We start from the raw sequence: 19,005 nt of genomic DNA, 5'->3' as shown, positions 1-19,005 counted from the left end.
ATCGGTCGGGCCCCGCAGCTCAGGGAGGGTCAGTGCCGGCGCGAGCGGCGCGAGAGCAGGAACAGCCCGCTACCGCCGACCAGCATCACCGCGGCCGCGATGATCAGGCCGGGGCTGAGGTCCGAACCGGTCTGCGGCAGCGTGCCGGGCGGGGTCGGGCCACCACCGGGCGGGGTCATGGTGGGCGTGGGGGTCATGGTGGGCGTGGGGGTGGGCGTGGGGGTCATGGTGGGCGTGGGAGTCGGGGTCGGGGTCGGCGTAGCGGTCGGCGTCGGCGTGGGAGTCGGCGTCGGAGTCGGCGTCGGGCTGCTGCCGGGGACCACGATGTCGACGTGGGCCTTGCAGCGGGCGTCGGTCGAACCACTCTGGCAGTCGGTCGACTTGGCCGACGTGATGGTGTTGTCCAGGTACCGGTCGCCGTAGTACGGGTCGTTCACCCGCACCTGGTAGGTGAAGGAGCCGTGCTGCCCCGAGGCCAGCTGACCGGTCCAGGTGATCGCCTTGGCGGCCGGGTCGAAGGTCGCGCCCGGCACGGTGGACTGCAGCGAACCGTCCACGAAGGTGCTGTGCTGCAGCACCTGGCTCAGGTCATCGGTGAGCACCGGGAGTTCGCCGGCCGGGAACTGGTCGTTGCCGGTGTTGGCGTAGCGCACGGTGTAGGTGAGCGTGTCACCCGGGCTCGCGGTGGGGCGGTCGACCGACTTGGCCACCACGAACCTCGGCTCATCGGCGTCGACGTAGCAGGAGTCGGTCACCGGGTCGACCGTGCAGGCGGTGATCAGCGGCTCGCCGTCCCGCGGCTTCGGCAGGTTGAGCGGCAGGCCGCGCAGACCGAAGCCGAGCGGCTGCACGGCCGCGCGCGGCGCCGGCGGGTTGCTCAGGTCGGCGCCGTTGTGGCGGGGGTAGACCTCGCGCACGATGTTGATCAGCAGCGGGCGGCTCGGCGTGGTGCTGCGGGCCGTGACCGAGAGGTGGATGGTCACCGTCGCACCGGCCGGCAGGTCGCCGCGCCAGGTCACCACCGGCGCGCTGTAGCTGAGCGTCCCGCTGCTGGCCTGGGCGTCCCCGTTGTAGGTGGCCTCACCGACCAGCTGCGACATGTCGTCCGCGATGACCGCCTGCCGGGCACCGGTGAAGTCGACAGTGCCGTCGTTGGTGCCGGTGATGGCGTAGTGGATGACGTCACTCGCCTCGACGTCGTCCCGGTCCTCGGACTTGCTCACCGTCCAGTGCGGCGAGTCCAGTTCGACGGTGCAGCCCGGCTCGGTCCCGGTCGGGCAGTTGCTGAACTGCGGCCCGGTGACCGCGTCGCGCAGCCGCATCGGGCCGTTGTCCGGGCTGTCGGCGGTGACGCTGTAGACGATCTTGGTGGTGTCGCCCGGGTTCAGGTCGCCGATCCAGGTCAGGGTCGGCTGCTGGTAGCGGAGTTGACCGGTGCCCACCGTGGCGTCGTTGTCGTAGACCCCGTCGGCCAGGTCACCGGAGAGGTCGTCGGTGACCACCGCGCCGGTGATCGGCACGTTGCCGTCGTTGGTGAGCGTGACGGTGTAGGTGACCTTCTGGCCCGGGAGGTAGAAGTCCCGGTCGGCCGTCTTGAGGATCTTCAGGTGGCAGTAGGTGTCGTCGTCCTCGCCCCCCTTGACCGACTTGGCCGGCACCGCGGCGGTCGGCGCCGACACGACGGGCGCGGCGGGCGCGACCGGTACGGCGGACGGCGCGGCCGGTACGGCGGACGGCGCGGCCGGTACGGCGGACGGCGCGGCCGGTACGGCGGACGGCGCGGCCGGTACGGCGGACGCCGACGGCGCCTCGGGCGCGGCCGGGGAGGCGGGAGCAGCGGACGCCGCCGGAGCAGCCGCCGGAGCAGCGGACGACGACGCAGCCGCGGGAGCCGCGGGCGACGCCGACCCCGAGCCGGCGGAGGTCGCAACCGCGGCCGGAGCCGCGGCGGAGGCGGAAGCAGCCGCCTGGGTCGACGCGGACGCAGACGCCGCCCCGGGTGCCGGCCTCGACGCCGAGGCCGAGGCCGAAGCCGAGGCCACCGCCGATGGGGAATCCGGTGCGCCCGGCGACTCCGGCGCCGACGGAGCTGCGGACGCGGTGGGCGAGGCCGACGCCCCGGCCGCCTTGCCCGCAGCCGCCTTGCCCGCAGCCGCCGCCGTCACCTTGGCGGGCGGATCCACCTGCGCGCTCACCGGCAGGGCGGCGGCGGCCAGCAGGCCGGTGCTCGACGTGCACAGCACGACGAGCGGGACGATCCAGCGGCGCATGCCTCTCATCGGACCACCTCACGGCAGCCGGTCGACGGTCTTCTGATGCGACCCACAGCTACTCCTTCACGACACCGAGTGAACATCAACTCAGATCATGAATCCGCCCCCCGATAAATACGATCAGCGCGCCGGACGCCCGGTCAGCCCCTATCGAATTTCACCCGTACCGCCTAATCCGGACACGCCACGGGCCCGCCTCCTCCTGGAGTCGGGCCCGTGGAAATGCTATTGACGCCGCATCAGCGCGGACGGCCACGCGGATCGACTCCACCCACCCGGGACGCCCACCCGCCCCGGCGAGCCTGCTGACCCGCGCTCACAGCACCTGCAGGTTCTTCCGCAGCTCGAACGGCGTGACCTCGCTGCGGTACTCCTCCCACTCCTGGCGCTTGTTGCGCAGGAAGAAGTCGAAGACGTGCTCGCCCAGGGTCTCTGCGACCAGTTCGCTGCGCTGCATCAGGTCGATCGCCTCGCCGAGGTTCTGCGGCATGGGCTGGATGCCCATGGCGCGGCGTTCGGCGTCGGAGAGGGCCCAGACGTCGTCGTCGGCTCCCGGCGGGAGTTCGTAGCCCTCCTCGATGCCCTTGAGGCCGGCGGCGAGGGTGACGGCGTAGGCGAGGTAGGGGTTGCAGCCGGTGTCGAGGGAGCGGACCTCGACGCGGGTCGAGCCCTGCTTGCCGGGCTTGTACATCGGGACCCGGATCAGCGCCGAGCGGTTGTTGTGGCCCCAGCAGATGTAGGAGGGGGCCTCGCCGCCGGCGCCGGCGGTGCGCTGGGAACCGCCCCAGATCCGCTTGTAGGAGTTGACCCACTGGTTGGTGACGGCCGCGGTCTCGGCGGCGTGGCGGAGCAGGCCCGCGATGAAGGAACGGCCGACCTTGGAGAGCTGGAACTCGGCGCCCGACTCGTGGAAGGCGTTGCGGTCGCCCTCGAAGAGCGAGAGGTGGGTGTGCATGCCGGAGCCGGGGTGCTCGGAGAAGGGCTTGGGCATGAAGCTGGCGTGCACGCCCTGCTCCAGCGCGACCTCCTTCATGACCAGGCGGAAGGTCATGATGTTGTCGGCGGTGGAGAGCGCGTCGGCGTAGCGCAGGTCGATCTCCTGCTGGCCGGGGGCGCCCTCGTGGTGGGAGAACTCCACCGAGATGCCCATCGACTCCAGCATGGTGATCGCCTGGCGGCGGAAGTCATGGCCCACCCCGCGCGGGGTGTGGTCGAAGTAGCCGGACTGGTCGGCCGGGATCGGCGCGGTGCCGTCGCCCGGGAGGTTCTTCAGCAGGAAGAACTCGATCTCCGGGTGGGTGTAGAAGGTGAAGCCCTGCGCCGAGGCCTTCTCCAGGGTCCGCTTGAGCACGAAGCGCGGGTCGGCGTAGGAGGGCGAGCCGTCCGGCATCATGATGTCGCAGAACATCCGGGCGGTCCCGGGGGTCTCCGAGCGCCACGGCAGTATCTGGAACGTGGTCGGGTCCGGCTTGGCGATCATGTCGGACTCGTAGACCCGGGCGAAGCCCTCGATCGCCGAGCCGTCGAAGCCGATGCCTTCCTCGAAGGCCTGCTCCAGCTCCGCCGGCGCCACTGCCACCGACTTCAGGAACCCGAGCACATCGGTGAACCACAGCCGGACGAACCGGATGTCACGCTCTTCGAGCGTACGGAGCACGAACTCCTGCTGCTTGCCCATGGGGACAGTCTCACCTCTGCTCTTTACGTCCGTGTTACGCATACGGCCCGCCCGCGAGCACTTCCGGCGGGACATCCGAGCGACTAGTGCCCATCATTCCGGATTCCCCGCTCGTCGGGGCACCCAGGTCGGATGAACACCTCCCGCCCCCTTAGCGTCAGAGCGACGGTTACCCGGGGCTCAGCGGTCGTAGCGGTAGTCGGCGGCGATCGCCCGGTGGTCGCTGCCGTCCGCCGCCAGCACCCAGGAGTCGGTGGGCTTCATGCCGCGGCTCATGATCTGGTCGATCCGCGCCATCGGGAACTGGGACGGCCAGCTGAAGCCGAACCCGGAGCCCGCCGAGCCCTGCGCCGAGCGCAGCTGCGAGGTGACCGGGGCGAGGCTGCGGTCGTTCATCGTCCCGTTCAGGTCGCCGAGCAGCAGCACCTTGCCCAGTGGCTCGGCCTGGATCGCGTCGCCGAGCGCCTGGGCGCTCACGTCGCGCTGGTCGGCGGTGAAGCCACCGTCGAATTTCACCCGGACGGAGGGCATGTGCGCGACGTACACCGCGAGCGGTCCCTGCGGGGTGGCCACCTGGGTACGGAAGGCCCGGGTCCAGCCGATCTTGATGTCCACCACCCGGGTACCGCTGATCGGGTACTTGGACCAGAGCCCGACCGTGCCCTCCACCACGTGGTACGGGTAGTTCTGGACCAGGCCGCCGGTGTAGGTGGGCAGCGCGGCGCCGGTCAGCTCCTCCAGCGCGACGATCTGCGCGCCCGAGCCGTTGACCAGGCGCACCGTACCGGCCGGGTCGGTGTTGTCGGCGTCGACGTTGTGGGTGAGCACGGTGAAGTCGCCCTTGCCGGCGCTCTTGTCGCCCAGCTGTGAGCCGAAGAGCGCGAACCAGAGCACCACCGGCAGCAGCAGGGCGATCAGCGCGGTGGTCGAGCGGCGCAGCAGCGCGGCCAGCAGCAGCACCGGGACGAACACGCCCAGCCAGGGCAGGAAGGTCTCCAGCAGGCTGCCGAAGTTACCGAAGGAGTTGGGCACCTGGCGGTGCAGGCCGAGCAGCAGCGCCAGCAGCAGCGCGAGCACCGCGATCAGCAGACCGCGCCGCCAGGTCGAGCTGCCGCGGCGGTCCTTGCCCCAGTCGAGCAGCGGGTGCCGGCGCCGCGAGGCGCCGGCGGCAGCGCCCACGGCCGTGGCACCCACCGCCGTGGCACCACCGGGCGCGAAGGATCCGGTGCCCTCGTCGACCCCGTCGACCCCGTCAGCACTGGCAGTCGCCGCAGTCGCCGCAGCCCCCGTGTCACCCGGGAGCGCCGGGGCGTCGTCCGCCGGGGCCGCTTCCTGGTCGGCCTGCGTCATCTGGTGACCCCTCGCTGGTCGTCCGGTGCGTTTCCGACTGAGCCTGATTTATCCCTCATTAATGGGATCTTCGGCTCAGCCTATGCCGAGACAGACGCGCGGGACGGCAGCGCGGGTTCCGCCGGTCGGCGGTTCAGACGGTACCCGCGCTGTGAGCCGGGCCACGCAGTCCGTCGAGCAGCGAGTCCACGATGGTGGCGGGCAGCTCGGGGTCGTCCAGCGGCGAATCGTCCCAGAGCACCGAACGCAGCAGCATCGGGCCGATCAGCATCTCGGCGAGCAGCTCGACCTCCAGGTCGGCGCGGAACTCACCGGCCGCCACACCCCGGGCCACCACCTGGTGGATGGCCCGGCGGCGGCGCAGCACCACCTGCTCGTAGTAGACCTCCTTGAGCGCGGGCATCGAGTGCATCTGGTCCAGCACCACCCGCAGCACCCAGCGCGAGCGCTTGGCCAGGCCACGGCGGCGCATGAAGTCCAGGATCACCACCAGGTCGTCCCGGGCGCTGGTGCCGGGCAACAGCGGTTCCGGCTCCTCCAGCCGGACCAGCACGTCGACCAGCAGCGCCTCCTTGTTGGGCCAGCGCCGGTAGATGGTCGCCTTGCCCACACCGGCGGCCTGGGCGATGCCCTCGATGGTGAGGTCCGCCAGACTGCCGCCCTCGGTCATCAGCCGCTCGACGGCCTCACAGATCGCCTGCTCGGCGGCCTCGGAACGAGGCCGCCCCCGCCGGGGCACCGCGCAGAGCGGTGCCGCCTGGGCGGGAGCGGTGAGGGTGGCCTGACGGTCCGTGTCCATGGCCCCATTCTCCATCGTGCCGGTCAGGCCTTGGTCGACTGGACTGCCGGCGCCGTCCGCGCCTCGGCGGGCGCGCCGGCACCCGGGCGGCCGGGGGCGGCGATCCTGGCCGGCAGGAAGAACCAGGCCATCAGCGCACCGATCAGGGTGACCCCGGCCGAGACCCCGGCGACCACGTGCATCGCGTGGATGAACGAGTCGAAGGCGGGGCCGATCAGCCCGGCACCCTTGGGGCCCATGCTCTGGGCGACCCCGACCGTGGCCTCCACCGACTCGCCCGCCTTGTCGCGCAGCGGCTGCGGCAGCAGGCCGAGCTTGTCGGAGATGCCGTTGCGGTAGCTGGTGGAGAGCACCGCGCCGAGCACCGCGACCCCGAGCGAGCCGCCGACCTGGCGGAAGGTGTTGTTGATCGCCGAGCCCGCGCCGGCCTTCTCCCGCGGCAGCGAGCCCATGATCGCCACCGTCACCGGCGGCATCACGTGCGCCATGCCGGCACCCATGATGAAGCCGATCAGCTCCAGCACCCAGATCGGGGTGTCCCGGCCGAGCAGCAGGTAGCCGAGGAAGGCGAGCACGATCAGGCCCATGCCGCCGGCGCAGGTGGCACGGACGCCGAACCTGTCGACCACCAGCCGGGCCCGGGGCGCGAAGATCAGCTGGGCGCAGGCCAGCGGCAGCATCAGCGCGCCGGAGGCCAGCGCGCTGTAGCCGCGCACGCTCTGGGTGTAGAAGACGCCGAAGAACGAGACGCCCATCAGCGCGAAGAAGACCAGGCCGATCACCGTCACGGAGGTGGCGAAGACCTTGTTGCGGAACCAGTTGACGTTCAGCGCCGGGTGGTCGACCCGCTTCTCGTAGACCACGAAGGCGACCAGCGCCAGCACGCCGATCAGCACCGGCACCCAGGCCGCGGCGGCCGTGAAGTCGGCCAGGTCGCCGCCCTTGATGATGCCGTAGATCAGCGCCACCAGGCCGATGATCGACAGCAGCACGCCGATCGGGTCGAGCCTGCCGGGGTTGGGGTCGCGGGAGTCGGGGACCATCAGCGTCATGGCGACCAGCGCCACCGCCACGATCGGGACGTTGACCAGGAAGACCGAGCCCCACCAGAAGTGCTCGATCAGCAGGCCGCCGGTGATCGGGCCGATCGCGATCGCCAGGCCCACCGCGCCGGCCCAGATGCCGATCGCCTTGGGCTGCTCGTGCCGCTCGAAGACGTTCATGATGATCGCCAGCGTGGCGGGCATCACGAAGGCGCCGCCCAGGCCCATCACCGCGCGGAAGGTGATCAGCTGCCCGGGGCTGGAGGCCATGGCGGAGAGCAGCGAGCCGAGGCCGAACACCAGCATGCCCGCGAGCAGTGCCTTCTTGCGCCCGAACCGGTCACCGAGCAGGCCCGAGGTGAAGAGCAGGCCGGCGAAGACCAGGGTGTAGGAGTTGATCGCCCATTCCAGGTCGCTCTGGCTGGCGCCCAGGCCGACCGGCGCTGGGGTCGCGATGGTCTTCATCGCGACGTTGAGGATCGAGTTGTCGAGAACGACGACCAGCAGCGCCAGGATCAGCGTGCCGAGTATCGCCCAGCGGCGGCGGTGGATGGCTTCTGGCACGCGTGGCGCGGTGCCGGCCGGTGCGGTGGTCATGCGTCTGTCCCGTTCCGTAGGAAGGCTGTGCGGGCCTACTGGGACTAAGCGAGACGATGGCGTCTCGTAATCCCCCGGGACGACTGTACCGCTCTTTGCGATACGAGACGTACCCGTATCGCAAGAATTCCGGGCCGCCCCCGAAATCACCGGAATCCCCGCCTCTTTGCGCCGGGCCCGGGCCGTGCAAGCATGGAGGAGATCCGGGGACGCCGTACGGCGCCACGAGACCACAACCCTTCAGGAGTCCGTTCCATGAACGCTTCTCAGCCTTCGCCTGCCCAGACGGCACCGACCGGGACGCCGGCCACCCAGCAGCCGGCCGCAGGCGGGCGCACCCTCTACGGCGGGGTCACCAACCGCCGGGTCACCGTCCGGGACCTGGCCGCCGCCAAGCGCCGCGGCGAGCGGTGGGCGATGCTCACCGCCTACGACGCGCCGACCGCCGGGGTCTTCGACGAGGCCGGCATCCCGGTGCTGCTGGTCGGCGACTCGGCCGGCAACTGCCACCTCGGTTACCAGACCACGGTGCCGGTCACCATGGACGAGATGGTGATGCTCTCGGCCGCCGTGGTGCGCGGCACCGAGCGCGCGCTGATCATCGGCGACCTGCCGTTCGGCTCCTACCAGGAGTCCCCCGCCCAGGCCCTGCGCAACGCCGCCCGGCTGATGAAGGAGGCCGGGGTGGGCGCGGTCAAGCTGGAGGGCGGCGAGCGCAGCGCCCGCACCATCGAGGTCCTGGCCGAGGCCGGGGTACCGGTGATGGCCCACATCGGCCTGACCCCGCAGTCGGTGCACGCGCTCGGCGGCTACCCGGTGCAGGGCCGCGGCGACGAGGCGGCGCACAAGCTGCAGCGCGACGCCAAGGCGGTGCAGGAGGCCGGCGCCTTCGCCGTGGTGCTCGAAGCGGTGCCGGCCGAGCTGGCCGCGCAGGTCACCGAGTCGCTCGCGGTACCGACCGTGGGCATCGGCGCCGGGGTCGGCTGCGACGCCCAGGTGCTGGTCTGGACCGACATGGCCGGGATGACGGCGGGCAGCGTGCCCTCCTTCGTCAAGCAGTACGCCAACCTGCGCTCGGTGCTGGGCGAGGCCGCCCGCGAGTTCGCCGCCGACGTGCTCGGGGGCACCTTCCCGGCGCCGGAGCACAGCTTCAAGTAGCCGGTTCACGCAGCCGGTTCAAGCAGCCGGTTCAAGCAGCCGGTTCAAGCAGCCGAGCGGGCAAGAAACCGCAGGTCAGGGCCGTTGCCGGAGTTCCGGTGGCGGCCCTGTGCCGTCTCCCCGCGGCGGCGCCCGACGGCGGGCGGCCGGGGCGGGCACCGACGCGCGACAGCGGGCATGACAGCGGGCTGACAGCGACCTGACGGCGGCGCCGGTGCGGCGACCGCGGTCCGAGGGCGGCCTGACAGTGGCGGCGGCGAGTCTTACGGCATGACAACGACGACCGCCACCGCCCCGAACGAGCAGGGGCACCGCACCGCATCCGCCGGCACCGAGGCCGGCACCCAGGCCGGCGCCGACCGGGCCAACGCTGTCGAGGCCCGCGGGATCGTCAAGCACTTCGGCGCGACCAAGGCCCTGGACGGGGTCGACCTGACGGTCCGCCAGGGCACCGTACTCGGTGTACTGGGCCCCAACGGAGCCGGCAAGACCACGCTGATCCGGGTGCTCTCCACCCTCATCAAGCCGGACGCGGGCAGCGCGGTGGTCGGCGGCTACGACGTGCTGCGCCAGCCCAAGCAGCTGCGCCGCACCATCGGCCTGACCGGGCAGTACGCCTCGGTGGACGAGTACCTCTCCGGCTCGGAGAACCTCTACCTGATCGGCCGGCTGCTCGACCTCTCCCGCAAGGACGCCAAGGCCCGCGCGGCCGAGCTGCTGGAGCGCTTCTCGCTGACCGAGGCGGCCGGGCGCCCGGCCAAGACCTACTCCGGCGGCATGCGCCGCCGCCTCGACCTGGCCGCCAGCATGATCGGCCGGCCCCGGGTGCTCTACCTGGACGAGCCCACCACCGGCCTGGACCCGCGCACCCGCAACGAGGTCTGGGAGGAGGTGCGCCGGATGGTGGCCGATGGCAGCACCGTGCTGCTCACCACCCAGTACATGGAGGAGGCCGAGCAGCTGGCCACCGACCTGACCGTGATCGACCGCGGCAAGGTGATCGCCAACGGCACGGTGGACGGCCTCAAGGCACAGGTCGGCGGCCGGACCCTGCGGGTGCGGCCGACCCGCCCCGAGGAGCTGGCCGAGATGGTCCACTGCCTCACCGGGGCCGGGATCGCCGGAGCCGTCGCCCTGCCGCAGGACGGACTGCTCACGGTGCCGATCAGCGACGAGGCGCAGCTGACCACCGTGATCGGGGTGCTCGGCACCCGGGGGTTCGGCATCGCGGGCATCGACACCGAGGTGCCCAGCCTGGACGAGGTCTTCCTCGCCATCACCGGTAAGACCACCACCGGAACGACCACGGCCACCGGCACCCCGGGCGACAGCACCGCAGCCACCGAGGAGACCCAGCGATGAGCACCGCGACCGCCACCCTGTCCCGGCCGGCCCCGGCCCTGGACCCCGACAGCCGCACCAGTGTGCGGGACCACCTGCGCCACGTCGGCGCGCTGACCCGCCGCAACCTGATGCGGATCAAGGCCGATCCGGAGTCGATGTTCGACGCGGTGCTGATGCCGATCGTCTTCACCGTGCTCTTCGTCTACGTCTTCGGCGGCGCGGTCTCCGGCGACCAGCAGACCTACAAGCAGTACCTGATCCCCGGGCTGCTCGGCGGCACCGGCCTCAACCTGGCGATGGCGGTGGGCACCGGCCTCAACAGCGACCTGCAGACCGGCGTGATGGACCGGTTCAGGTCGCTGCCGATCGCCCGCTCCTCGGTGCTGATCGGCAAGATGCTGGCCGAGGCGATGCGCGGGCTGCTCTCCTTCACCATCCTGATCCTCTTCGCGATGCTCCTCGGGTTCCAGCTGAAGACCGGGCTCGGCGGGGTGCTCGGCGCGGTGGGCCTCTCCCTGGTCTTCGGGATGTCGCTGGTGTGGATCTCGATGCTGCTGGGCCTGGTGATGAAGAACGCCCAGGCGGTCCAGGGCGTCAGCATGCTGGTGATCATGCCGCTGCAGTTCGGCAGCTCGATCTTCGCGCCGACCCACACCATGCCGGGCTGGCTGCAGTCCTTCGCCGAGTACAACCCGCTCTCCAACGTGGCCGACGCCTGCCGCAGCCTGATCAACGGCGGACCGCTGGCCCACTCGGTGACCTTCGTGCTGCTCTGGTCGGTGGGGGTCACCGCGATCACCGCGCCGCTGGCCGTGGCCCGGTTCCGCAAGCGGGTCTGAGGGGTCGGCGAGCGGTCGGAGCCCGTCCGGACGAGCGCTCAGAGCCCGTCCACCAGGGTGTCCAGCAGGGTCGCGGTCTCCTCCCAGGAGTACCCGCGGCCCTGCTCGCACGCGTCCTGGTAGCCCGCCTCGCCCAGCAAGCCGATCAGCGCCCGCTCGCGCGTCCCCCGGTCGATCCGCTCCAGGAACATGCCCTGCGAGCTCTGCCGGGCACCGTGCGCACCGTAGAGCAGGCCTGCCTGCCAGGCGAGGGCGCGGTCACCGTCGCGCTCCGCCTTGATCACCAGCACGCCCACCACCACCGGGAGCATCAGCAGGGTGACGTGCTGGGCGAAGACCAGCGCCACCATCGGCACCGCGCGCAGCTCCCGCAGGCCCGCCCGCAGTTGCTCCACCCCCTCGTCCAGCTCGCCCGAGCGGGCCAGCACCAGGCTCTCGGAGCAGGAGACCAGGCCGCTCATGATCCCGGGCATCCCGGGCCCGAACCCGGACTTGGCCTGCCGCAGCTGGTGGAGCTCCGCGCGGGCGGCCTGGTAGTCACCGCGCAGCGAGTGCAGGGCGCTGAGCACCGTGTGGCCGTAGACGAGGGCGCCGTCGGTGCGCTGACCGCTGCTGTAGGCCAGCACGAGGCCCTCCCGGATCAGCCGCTCACCCTCGGCCTGGTCCTCCTCCAGCAGCGCCTCACCGAGGCGGATCCGCAGCAGCGGCACGTCCTGCGGGGAGCCGAGCTCCTGGGCCAGCTCGATGGCACGGCGGTAGGCGGCCACGGCGGCGGCGATGTCACCCGAGTAACCCGCCGTCTCGGCCTGGGCCGCGAGGGTCTCGGCCATCCCCCAGCTGTCGCCGTGCCGGCTGTAGATCTCCATCGCCTCGTCGCCGTCGCGCCGGGCCTGTTCGAGGCCGCCCACCAGGTCGTTGGACATCTTGGCGCGCAGTTGCAGACTCCAGGCCAGCTCGCTCTCCCGGCCGAACCGGCGGCAGCCCTCGACCGCCTCGTCGACCAGGGCGAGCATCTGGTCCGCGTGCCCGGCCAGGAAGCAGGCGAAGATCCGCAGCAGCGCCGGGTAGAAGTAGGACTGCGGCAGCTCGGGCCCGTAGGCGGCCAGGATCCGCGGCGCCCGCGCGATCAGCTCGGCGTCGCCGATCACGTCGAGGTCGCCCTCGAAGCGGGCGACCAGTTGGAAGACCCAGGCCTGTCGGCGGGCCTCGGCCAGCACCACCGGCGGCCAGGGCAGCGGATGGCGGAGCACATCGAGCTCCAGCGGCTCGGGGGCGGGAGCGCCCTCGGCGAACGGATCGGTGGTGAGCGCGCAGACCAGGTCGAGCCAGCCGCGGGCCTCGGCCCGGTAGTCGCGCAGCATCCAGAACCACACCATGCCCAGCAGCAGCATGAGCGCGTCCGGCTCGGCCCCGGTGTCCGCCGCGTGGCGCAGCGCCGCCCTGATGTTGTCCTGCTCGCGCTCCAGCGCCCGCACCCAGTGCGTCTGCCGGTGCCCGCGCAGGTGCTGGTCGGCGGTGCGTACCAGCTCGCGGAAGGCGGCGAGGTGGCGGTCGGCCACCGCCGCCCGCTCCCCGGACTCCGCGAGCCTCTCGGCGCCGTACTCGTGGATCGTCTCCAGCATCCAGTAGCGCGGCGGGCCCTGCGGGTCCAGGCCGGCCACCAGCAGCGATTTGTCGACCAGTGAGAAGAGCAGCTCGGCCACCTCGCCGGAGCCGACCAGGCCGCCGTCCGCGCAGACCAGTTCGGCGTCCTCCAGGGTGGCGCCGCCGGCGAAGACGGCGAGCCGGCGCAGCACCGCGCGTTCGCGCTCGTCCAGCAGCTCCCAACTCCAGTCGACCACCGCGCGCAGGGTCTGCTGGCGGGGCAGCAGCACCCGGCTGCCACCGGTGAGCAGGGCGAACCGCCCGTCCAGCCGGTCCGCCAGCTGACGTGGTGTCAGGCCGCGCAGCCGGGCGGCGGCCAGCTCGATGGCCAGCGGCAGGCCGTCGAGGCGGCGGCAGATCTCGGCGGCGGCGGCCGGGTCGTCGGCCACCGAGAAGCCGGGCCTGGCCGCCGCACCGCGCTCGCCCAGCAGGCGCAGGGCTATCGGGTCCGGCAGCGGCTCGACCGGCAGCACCGCCTCGCCCGGCACGCCGAGCGGCTCGCGGCTGGTGGCGAGGATGGTCAGGTGCGGGCACTCGGCGAGCAGCCGGTCGGCCAGCTCGGCGGCGGGCTGGATCAGGTGCTCGCAGTTGTCGAGCAGCAGCATCATCCGGGACCGGCCGCAGTGCTCGACGATGCGGCGCACCGGGTCCTCCGGGCGGGCGTCGGTCACCGACTGGTGCAGCACGGTGCCGCGCAGGCCGAGCGCGGAGAGCACCGCGTCGGGCACCGCCGCCGGGCTCTCCAGCGGGGCGAGCTCGGCCTGCCAGACGCCGTCCGGCCAGCGGGCGTCCGCCTGGGCGGCCCGGCCGGCCTCGACGGAGAGGCGGGTCTTGCCGGAGCCGCCGGGGCCGGTCAGGGTGACCAGGCGGGCCGAGCCGATCAGCTCGGCGACCGCCGCCAGGTCCTGCTCGCGGCCGACGAAACTGGTCAGCCGGGGGCGCAGGTTGCCGCGGGGCACCCCGTCGGACGGGGCTGCGGGGGGTGTGGCTGCGGCGGCGGTCGGGGCGGGGGCGGGGACGGTCGGGGCGGGGACGGGGGTGCCGTCGGGGGCGGCGGGGGCCGGCCCGGTCGGGGCCGGCGCGTCCTGGAGCAGTTCCTGGTGGACGGCGCGCAGCTCGGCGCCCGGATCGGCGCCCAGCTGCTCGGCCAGCGCCCGACGCAGCCGCTCGTAGCGCTCCAGCGCCTCGGCGGTGCGCCCGCAGCGGTGCAGCGCGCGGATCCACAGCACGTGCAGTGGCTCGTCCAGCGGGTGGTCGGCACAGAGTCCGGCGAGTTCGGCGGTCACCTCCGCGGCCCGTCCGAGCGCGAGGTCGGCGGCGATCCTGCCCCGCTGGGCCTCGGACCGCTGCGCCTCCAGTCGCACCGCGCTGCCCGCCCGGTCCGGCAGATCGGCCAGCGCCGGACCGCGCCAGAGCGCCAGCGCCTCGCGCAGTTGCTCGGCGGCGAGCCCCGGCTCACCGGCCGCCAGCGCCCGCCGGCCGCGCTCGGCCAGCTCATGAAAGCGCGTCAGATCACTCTGACCCTCCGTCAGCCAGTAGCCGCCGGGCCCGGACCCGACCCGCTCGCGCCCGATGGTGCGGCGCAGCCGGCCGACCAGGGTCTGCAGCGCGGCGGCCGAGTCCTGCGGCAGCTCTCCGTCCCAGACCTGGGCCACCAGCACCTCGGCCGGCACCGGGCGGCCCTGGCGCAGCACCAGCGCCGCGAGCAGCGCGCGCAGCCGGGCGCCGCCGAGCGGTACCGGGGTGCCGTCGTCGTCATGAGCGGTGGTGGTGCCGAGGATGCCGTAGTGCACGGGGACCATTCTGCTGCCTCGGCAGAGCCGGGCGGGGGCAGGGCACGGGACGGGGTGCGGGACGGGGTGCGGGACAGGGCACGGAGCGGGGCACGGAGCGGGGCATGGGACAGGGCGTGGAACGGGGCGGGCCGGCGGGACGTTCACTTGTCGCGGGCGCGGGGCGACCGGCATGATCGGTGGGGCCCGCCCGTCCATTTGCCATCCCTTGACGGAGACCCGTTCCCATGAGTTTTGCCACCACCCGCAGCCCGAACAGCGAGGAGCGCCGGATCAGCCCGGTGTTCTGGGTGCTGCTGGCGATCCTCGGGACCTCGGGCTGGGCGGTCTGGACCGGCTTCGGCACGGTCGACTTCGGAGTCTTCCTCTTCGTGGTCGCCGGCTGGATGGTCTCGCTCTGCCTGCACGAGTACGCGCACGCCCGCACCGCGCTGCACGGCGGGGACATCACGGTGGGTGCCAAGGGCTACCTGACACTCAACCCGTTCCGGTACGCCAACGCCGTGCTCAGCTTCGTGCTGCCGGTGGTCTTCGTGGTGCTGGGCGGCATCGGCCTGCCCGGCGGCGCCGTCTTCATCGAGCGGCACCGGATCCAGGGGCGGCTCAAGCACAGCCTGATCTCGGCGGCCGGTCCGCTGGTCAACCTGCTCTGCGCGGTCGTGGTGCTGGTCCCGGTCGGCGCCGGCTGGCTGGACAGCCAGGCGCCGGAGTTCCAGGCCGCGCTGTCCTTCCTCGGCATGCTCCAGGTCAGCGCCGCGCTGCTCAACCTGCTGCCGGTCCCCGGCCTGGACGGCTACGGGATCGTCGAGCCCTGGCTCTCCCCGCAGACCCGCCGCGCGGTGGCGCCGTTCGCGCCCTACGGCATGATGGCCGTCTTCGTCGTGCTGTGGCAGTCCCAGGTGAACGTGTGGTTCTTCAACCTGGTCTACGACGTCATGGGCTTCTTCGGGGTCAGCTCCTCCTACGCCGCGGTCGGCAGCTACCTCTTCCGCTTCTGGACCCACTAGGGCCCGGTTCCGGGCCGGCTAGCGCCCGGCGGCCCGCTCCAGCTTCTCCTTGCGCAGGTAGTACCAGGCGATGTTGCTGGCCACGCCCGCCAGGAGCACCCAGATCACGCCCAGCCAGTTGCCCTCCACGAAGGAGACCACGGCGGCGCTGACCGCGAGGACGAAGACGATCGAGGCGTACAGGGCATTGCGGGGCATGACGGCCGGCTCCAGGGGGGTCGGGTGAATGTGCGGGCCCCATTCTCGCGGAAGGTCCGGATCCGCCCGAAACCGGGTGGGGCCGGACCTTCCGTGTCGTCACGCGATCGTCACGGAAGGGCCACACTGCGTCACCTTCGGCGCGGGCTCGGGCGGTGCTGGCCGGCTGTCTGAGACTGACGTCTCGGACCAATGTCTGGGACCAGCGTCTCGGACTGGTGTGTCAGACCAAGATCTCAGATCGAGGTCTCAGATCAGGGTCTGAGACAAGCGTCTCGGACCCACGCGTCAGACGTTTGTCTCAGACTCACGTCCCGACCCCGCCCCCACCCGTCACCCAGCCCCCGTCTCAGACGTCGGTGATCCGCAGTCCCGCGTGCGCCTTGTAGCGGCGGTTGACCGAGATCAGGTTGGCCACCAGCGACTCGACCTGGTGGGCGTTGCGCAGCCGGCCCGCGTAGATGCCGCGCATGCCGGGGATCCGGGCGGCCAGCGCCTGGACCAGGTCGGTGGCGGCCCGCTCGTCACCCAGGACCAGCACGTCGGTGTCGATACTGGCGATCTCCGGATCCTGCAGCAGCACGGCGGAGAGGTGGTGGAAGGCGGCGGTGACCCGGGAGTCCGGCAGCAGCGCGGCGGCCTGCTGGGCGGCGCTGCCCTCCTCGGGGACGAGCGCGTAGGCGCCCTGCTTGTCGAAGCCCAACGGGTTGACGCAGTCCACCACGATCTTGCCGGCCAGATCGGCGGCCAGCGAGGCCAGCAGCTCGCCGTGCCCGGCCCACGGCACCGCGACGATCACGATGTCGCTCTGCCGGGCGGTGTCGGCGTTGTCCGCGCCGCGCACGCCGAGGCCCAGTTCGGCGGCGGCGGCCTCGGCACGCTCGGCGCTGCGCGAGCCGATGATCACCTGCTGGCCGGCCTTGGCCAAACGGTAGGCCAGGCCGCGGCCCTGGTCGCCGGTGCCGCCGAGGACGCCGACCACCAACTGCGTGACATCGGCGGGGGCGGGGGCGGGGTTCGCTGATTCGAGGGAAGTCATACCCAGATCCTGCCAAAGCCGCGAGCCCACCTCCATCCTGTCGCCATGGACGTGACGAGAGTGGGCGCACTGCGCGAGGTCCTGTCCGGCTCACCGCTACTGGACGCGACCCGGAGCTTCGCCGGCTCGCTGCGCCGCGCCGTGACCCGGCGTTCGGCGCACGGGCTGCTGCTGGTCGGCAGCGCGGGGTACGAGCCCTGGCACCTGGCGGCACACCTGGACGACGAGGCGGCCTGGGCACAGGTACCGGGCCTGGCACCGGTGCTGATCCGACATCAGGCACCGGCGAGCGGCACCCCTGCGCAACTGCGGCACGACCTGCGGCGGCTGACCGAGGCCGGGCGCGGTGAGACGGTGCTGGTGGTCACCCCTCAGGCGGCCGGGGACGCGCTGCTGGAGCGGGTGCACGACGCGCGCCGGGGCGGGGCGACGGTGCTCGCACTCGCGGCGGGCGATCCGGAGCTGGCCGGGCTGGCGCACGAGAGCTTGACGGTGGAGAGCCCCGAGGAGCCGGGCTTCGACCTGGTACAGCACCTGGTCAGCGCTGCGGCCGGCGAGCCGCCCCGCTCGCGGCTCGCGGCGCTGGGCGGACTCTCCCGGCTCGCCAGGCAGTTCACCACCGAGCCGGTCAACCGCTGGTGAGCCACCGCCACCGGGCCTGCGCCGGACCCCACCGCCGCCACTACCGCCACCGCCACCACTACCGCCACCACTACCGCCACCGCGCCGGCCCCCGGCGACAGGACCCCGGCGACAGGACCGAAGCGGTCCCGGCCGGGCGAAAACTCCGTTGCGGCCACCCGACTGAGCGCGCAGCATGGCCCTCTGTGACCGAGTCCAGCCACCCCCCACCCAGCCTGCTGCGGCGCCTGCGCCCCGACCTGGCGCCGTGGCGCGCCTCCCGGGACTTCCGGCTGCTCTGGGGTTCGGGATGCGTCTCCAGCTTCGGCAGTTTCCTCACCTACGTCGCCGTGCCGCTGCAGATCAAGCAGCTGACCGGCTCCTATCTCGCGGTCGGCGGGATCGGCGCGGTCGAGCTGCTGCCGCTGATCGTCTTCGGCCTCTGGGGCGGCGCGCTGGCGGACGCGCTGGACCGGCGCAAGCTGGTGCTGGGCGCGGAGGCCGGGCTCGGGCTGCTGAGCGGCCTGCTGCTGCTCAACGCGCTGCTGCCGCACCCGCTGCTCTGGCCGATCTACCTGGTGGCCGGCCTGGTCGCGGCGCTGGACGGCCTGCAGCGCCCGGCGCTGGACACCCTGGTGCCGCGGATCGTGGCGCACGAGCAGATGACCGCCGCCTTCGCGCTGATCTCGATCTACCGCAACACCAGCACCATCGCCGGTCCGGCCCTGGCCGGCTTCATCGTCGCCTACGGCGGCGGTCCGGCCACCGCCTACGCGCTGGACGTGGCGACCTTCGGCCTCTCGCTCTTCCTGCTCTTCCGGCTGCGCGCGGTGCCGCCGCCGACCGGGGCGGCCAAGCCCTCGGTGGCGGCGGTCATGGCGGGCGTCCGCTACGCGTGGAGCCGACCCGAGCTGCTGGGCACCTACCTGGTGGACATCGCCGCGATGCTCTTTGCCTTCCCTAACGCGATCTTCCCCTTCCTCGCCGACGACCTGCACGCCGACTGGGCGCTCGGGTTGATGTACGGCGCCACGGCGGTGGGCGGCCTGGTCGTCTCGGCCACCAGCGGCTGGGCCTCGGCGATCCACCGGCACGGCCGGATGGTGCTGCTGGCCGCGCTCGGCTGGGGCGCCGCGATGACGCTGGCGGGACTGACGCCGAACATCTGGCTGGTGCTGCTCTGCCTGGCGGTGGCCGGCGGCGCGGACATGGTCAGCGGGATGGGCCGCTCCACCATGTGGAACCAGTCCATCCCGGACGAGCTGCGCGGGCGGCTGGCAGGGGTGGAGCTGCTCAGCTACTCGGTCGGCCCGAACCTGGGACAGGTGCGGGCAGGCGGCACCGCCGCGCTGATCGGCGCCCGCGGCTCGGTCTGGCTGGGCGGGCTGGCCTGCCTGGTGAGCGTGGGCGGGCTGGCGGCGGTGCTGCCGAAGCTGCTCGCCTACGACGCGCGGACCGACCAGCACGTGGCGGCGGCCCGCGCGGCGCGGCAGGAGCGGGAGCGGACCCAGGAGCAGGAACGGACGCAGGGGCAGGAACGGACGCCGCCCCGGCCGACCTCCGCCGCGGCCGGAGCAGCCGAGGCGACCGAAACCGCCGAGGCCGCCGAGGCCATCTGAGGG

Annotated in this window: 15 protein-coding genes; 7 read left to right on the top strand and 8 right to left on the bottom strand. The window is 72.5% G+C overall.

Annotated features, from left to right (window positions below):
• Nucleotides 1–29: 29 nt before the first annotated feature.
• The gene (locus OG455_RS28765) at nucleotides 30–1,679 is read right to left on the bottom strand and encodes an LPXTG cell wall anchor domain-containing protein (RefSeq protein ID WP_266298615.1); all 1,650 of its coding nucleotides are present in this window, start codon (nucleotides 1,677–1,679) and stop codon (nucleotides 30–32) included.
• On the opposite strand from OG455_RS28765, the gene OG455_RS28760 reads away from it, so the two are divergent.
• Nucleotides 1,639–2,316 carry a hypothetical protein gene (locus OG455_RS28760; protein ID WP_266298613.1) on the top strand — a complete coding sequence of 226 codons (678 nt, stop codon included), beginning with the start codon at nucleotides 1,639–1,641 and terminating at the stop codon, nucleotides 2,314–2,316. The genes OG455_RS28765 and OG455_RS28760 overlap by 41 nt on opposite strands.
• A gap of 273 nt (nucleotides 2,317–2,589) precedes the next feature.
• On the opposite strand, the gene glnA is transcribed toward OG455_RS28760, so the two are convergent.
• The 4 genes from glnA to OG455_RS28740 all read right to left on the bottom strand — a co-directional run bounded on the left by glnA (nucleotide 2,590) and on the right by OG455_RS28740 (nucleotide 7,740).
• Nucleotides 2,590–3,951: a type I glutamate--ammonia ligase gene (gene glnA / locus OG455_RS28755; protein ID WP_266298611.1), complete on the bottom strand. Its 1,362-nt coding sequence runs from the start codon at nucleotides 3,949–3,951 to the stop codon at nucleotides 2,590–2,592.
• Between the two features lie 180 nt (nucleotides 3,952–4,131).
• Nucleotides 4,132–5,301, bottom strand: coding sequence for an endonuclease/exonuclease/phosphatase family protein (locus tag OG455_RS28750; RefSeq protein ID WP_266298609.1), 1,170 nt, complete (start codon nucleotides 5,299–5,301; stop codon nucleotides 4,132–4,134).
• Between the two features lie 133 nt (nucleotides 5,302–5,434).
• Entirely contained in the window at nucleotides 5,435–6,100 is a 666-nt protein-coding gene (locus OG455_RS28745; protein ID WP_266298607.1) for a TetR/AcrR family transcriptional regulator, read from the bottom strand.
• Nucleotides 6,101–6,123: 23 nt separating this feature from the next.
• Nucleotides 6,124–7,740, bottom strand: a complete 1,617-nt coding sequence (locus tag OG455_RS28740) for an MFS transporter (protein ID WP_266298605.1) — start codon at nucleotides 7,738–7,740, stop codon at nucleotides 6,124–6,126.
• A gap of 255 nt (nucleotides 7,741–7,995) precedes the next feature.
• Between OG455_RS28740 and panB the strand changes: the two genes are divergently transcribed.
• The 3 genes from panB to OG455_RS28725 all read left to right on the top strand — a co-directional run bounded on the left by panB (nucleotide 7,996) and on the right by OG455_RS28725 (nucleotide 11,081).
• A complete protein-coding gene (panB, locus tag OG455_RS28735) occupies nucleotides 7,996–8,898 on the top strand; it encodes a 3-methyl-2-oxobutanoate hydroxymethyltransferase (RefSeq protein WP_266298603.1) in 903 nt (300 codons plus the stop codon).
• Nucleotides 8,899–9,168: 270 nt separating this feature from the next.
• Nucleotides 9,169–10,260 carry an ATP-binding cassette domain-containing protein gene (locus OG455_RS28730; RefSeq protein WP_266298601.1) on the top strand — a complete coding sequence of 364 codons (1,092 nt, stop codon included), beginning with the start codon at nucleotides 9,169–9,171 and terminating at the stop codon, nucleotides 10,258–10,260.
• On the top strand, nucleotides 10,257–11,081 hold the full coding sequence (locus tag OG455_RS28725; protein ID WP_266298599.1) for an ABC transporter permease: 825 nt from the start codon (nucleotides 10,257–10,259) through the stop codon (nucleotides 11,079–11,081). The genes OG455_RS28730 and OG455_RS28725 overlap by 4 nt, the downstream gene beginning before the upstream one ends.
• 38 nt (nucleotides 11,082–11,119) lie before the next feature.
• Here OG455_RS28725 and OG455_RS28720 read toward each other — a convergent pair whose 3' ends face one another.
• Nucleotides 11,120–14,527 (bottom strand): BTAD domain-containing putative transcriptional regulator, encoded by a 3,408-nt coding sequence (locus OG455_RS28720; protein WP_266298597.1) that lies wholly within the window; start codon nucleotides 14,525–14,527, stop codon nucleotides 11,120–11,122.
• Between the two features lie 218 nt (nucleotides 14,528–14,745).
• Here OG455_RS28720 and OG455_RS28715 point away from each other — a divergent pair, with 218 nt between their 5' ends.
• The gene (locus tag OG455_RS28715; RefSeq protein WP_266298595.1) at nucleotides 14,746–15,525 is read left to right on the top strand and encodes a site-2 protease family protein; all 780 of its coding nucleotides are present in this window, start codon (nucleotides 14,746–14,748) and stop codon (nucleotides 15,523–15,525) included.
• An 18-nt stretch (nucleotides 15,526–15,543) separates the two neighbouring features.
• On the opposite strand, the gene OG455_RS28710 is transcribed toward OG455_RS28715, so the two are convergent.
• Entirely contained in the window at nucleotides 15,544–15,723 is a 180-nt protein-coding gene (locus tag OG455_RS28710; RefSeq protein ID WP_266298593.1) for a hypothetical protein, read from the bottom strand.
• A gap of 349 nt (nucleotides 15,724–16,072) precedes the next feature.
• Entirely contained in the window at nucleotides 16,073–16,762 is a 690-nt protein-coding gene (gene npdG, locus OG455_RS28705) for an NADPH-dependent F420 reductase (RefSeq protein ID WP_266298591.1), read from the bottom strand.
• 45 nt (nucleotides 16,763–16,807) lie between these two features.
• On the opposite strand from npdG, the gene OG455_RS28700 reads away from it, so the two are divergent.
• Complete coding sequence (locus OG455_RS28700; protein WP_266298589.1) at nucleotides 16,808–17,404, top strand: hypothetical protein; 597 nt, start codon at nucleotides 16,808–16,810, stop codon at nucleotides 17,402–17,404.
• A 185-nt stretch (nucleotides 17,405–17,589) separates the two neighbouring features.
• Nucleotides 17,590–19,002 carry an MFS transporter gene (locus OG455_RS28695; RefSeq protein ID WP_266298587.1) on the top strand — a complete coding sequence of 471 codons (1,413 nt, stop codon included), beginning with the start codon at nucleotides 17,590–17,592 and terminating at the stop codon, nucleotides 19,000–19,002.
• Nucleotides 19,003–19,005: the final 3 nt, after the last annotated feature.

The organism is Kitasatospora sp. NBC_01287, assembly GCF_026340565.1.
In the GTDB taxonomy this organism is placed as follows: domain Bacteria; phylum Actinomycetota; class Actinomycetes; order Streptomycetales; family Streptomycetaceae; genus Kitasatospora.
Note: the sequence above shows the minus strand (reverse complement) of the source record. Positions and strands in the feature narration are given on the sequence as shown.

Excerpts from the sequence above, each read along its gene's own strand:
- OG455_RS28730 (WP_266298601.1), top strand. The coding sequence starts at position 9,169 with ATGACAACGACGACCGCCACCGCCCCGAACGAGCAGGGGCACCGCACC.
- panB (WP_266298603.1), top strand. The coding sequence starts at position 7,996 with ATGAACGCTTCTCAGCCTTCGCCTGCCCAGACGGCACCGACCGGGACG.
- OG455_RS28720 (WP_266298597.1), bottom strand. The coding sequence starts at position 14,527 with ATGGTCCCCGTGCACTACGGCATCCTCGGCACCACCACCGCTCATGAC.
- npdG (WP_266298591.1), bottom strand. The coding sequence starts at position 16,762 with ATGACTTCCCTCGAATCAGCGAACCCCGCCCCCGCCCCCGCCGATGTC.
- OG455_RS28710 (WP_266298593.1), bottom strand. The coding sequence starts at position 15,723 with ATGCCCCGCAATGCCCTGTACGCCTCGATCGTCTTCGTCCTCGCGGTC.
- OG455_RS28740 (WP_266298605.1), bottom strand. The coding sequence starts at position 7,740 with ATGACCACCGCACCGGCCGGCACCGCGCCACGCGTGCCAGAAGCCATC.
- OG455_RS28750 (WP_266298609.1), bottom strand. The coding sequence starts at position 5,301 with ATGACGCAGGCCGACCAGGAAGCGGCCCCGGCGGACGACGCCCCGGCG.
- OG455_RS28715 (WP_266298595.1), top strand. The coding sequence starts at position 14,746 with ATGAGTTTTGCCACCACCCGCAGCCCGAACAGCGAGGAGCGCCGGATC.
- OG455_RS28725 (WP_266298599.1), top strand. The coding sequence starts at position 10,257 with ATGAGCACCGCGACCGCCACCCTGTCCCGGCCGGCCCCGGCCCTGGAC.
- OG455_RS28700 (WP_266298589.1), top strand. The coding sequence starts at position 16,808 with ATGGACGTGACGAGAGTGGGCGCACTGCGCGAGGTCCTGTCCGGCTCA.
- glnA (WP_266298611.1), bottom strand. The coding sequence starts at position 3,951 with ATGGGCAAGCAGCAGGAGTTCGTGCTCCGTACGCTCGAAGAGCGTGAC.
- OG455_RS28745 (WP_266298607.1), bottom strand. The coding sequence starts at position 6,100 with ATGGACACGGACCGTCAGGCCACCCTCACCGCTCCCGCCCAGGCGGCA.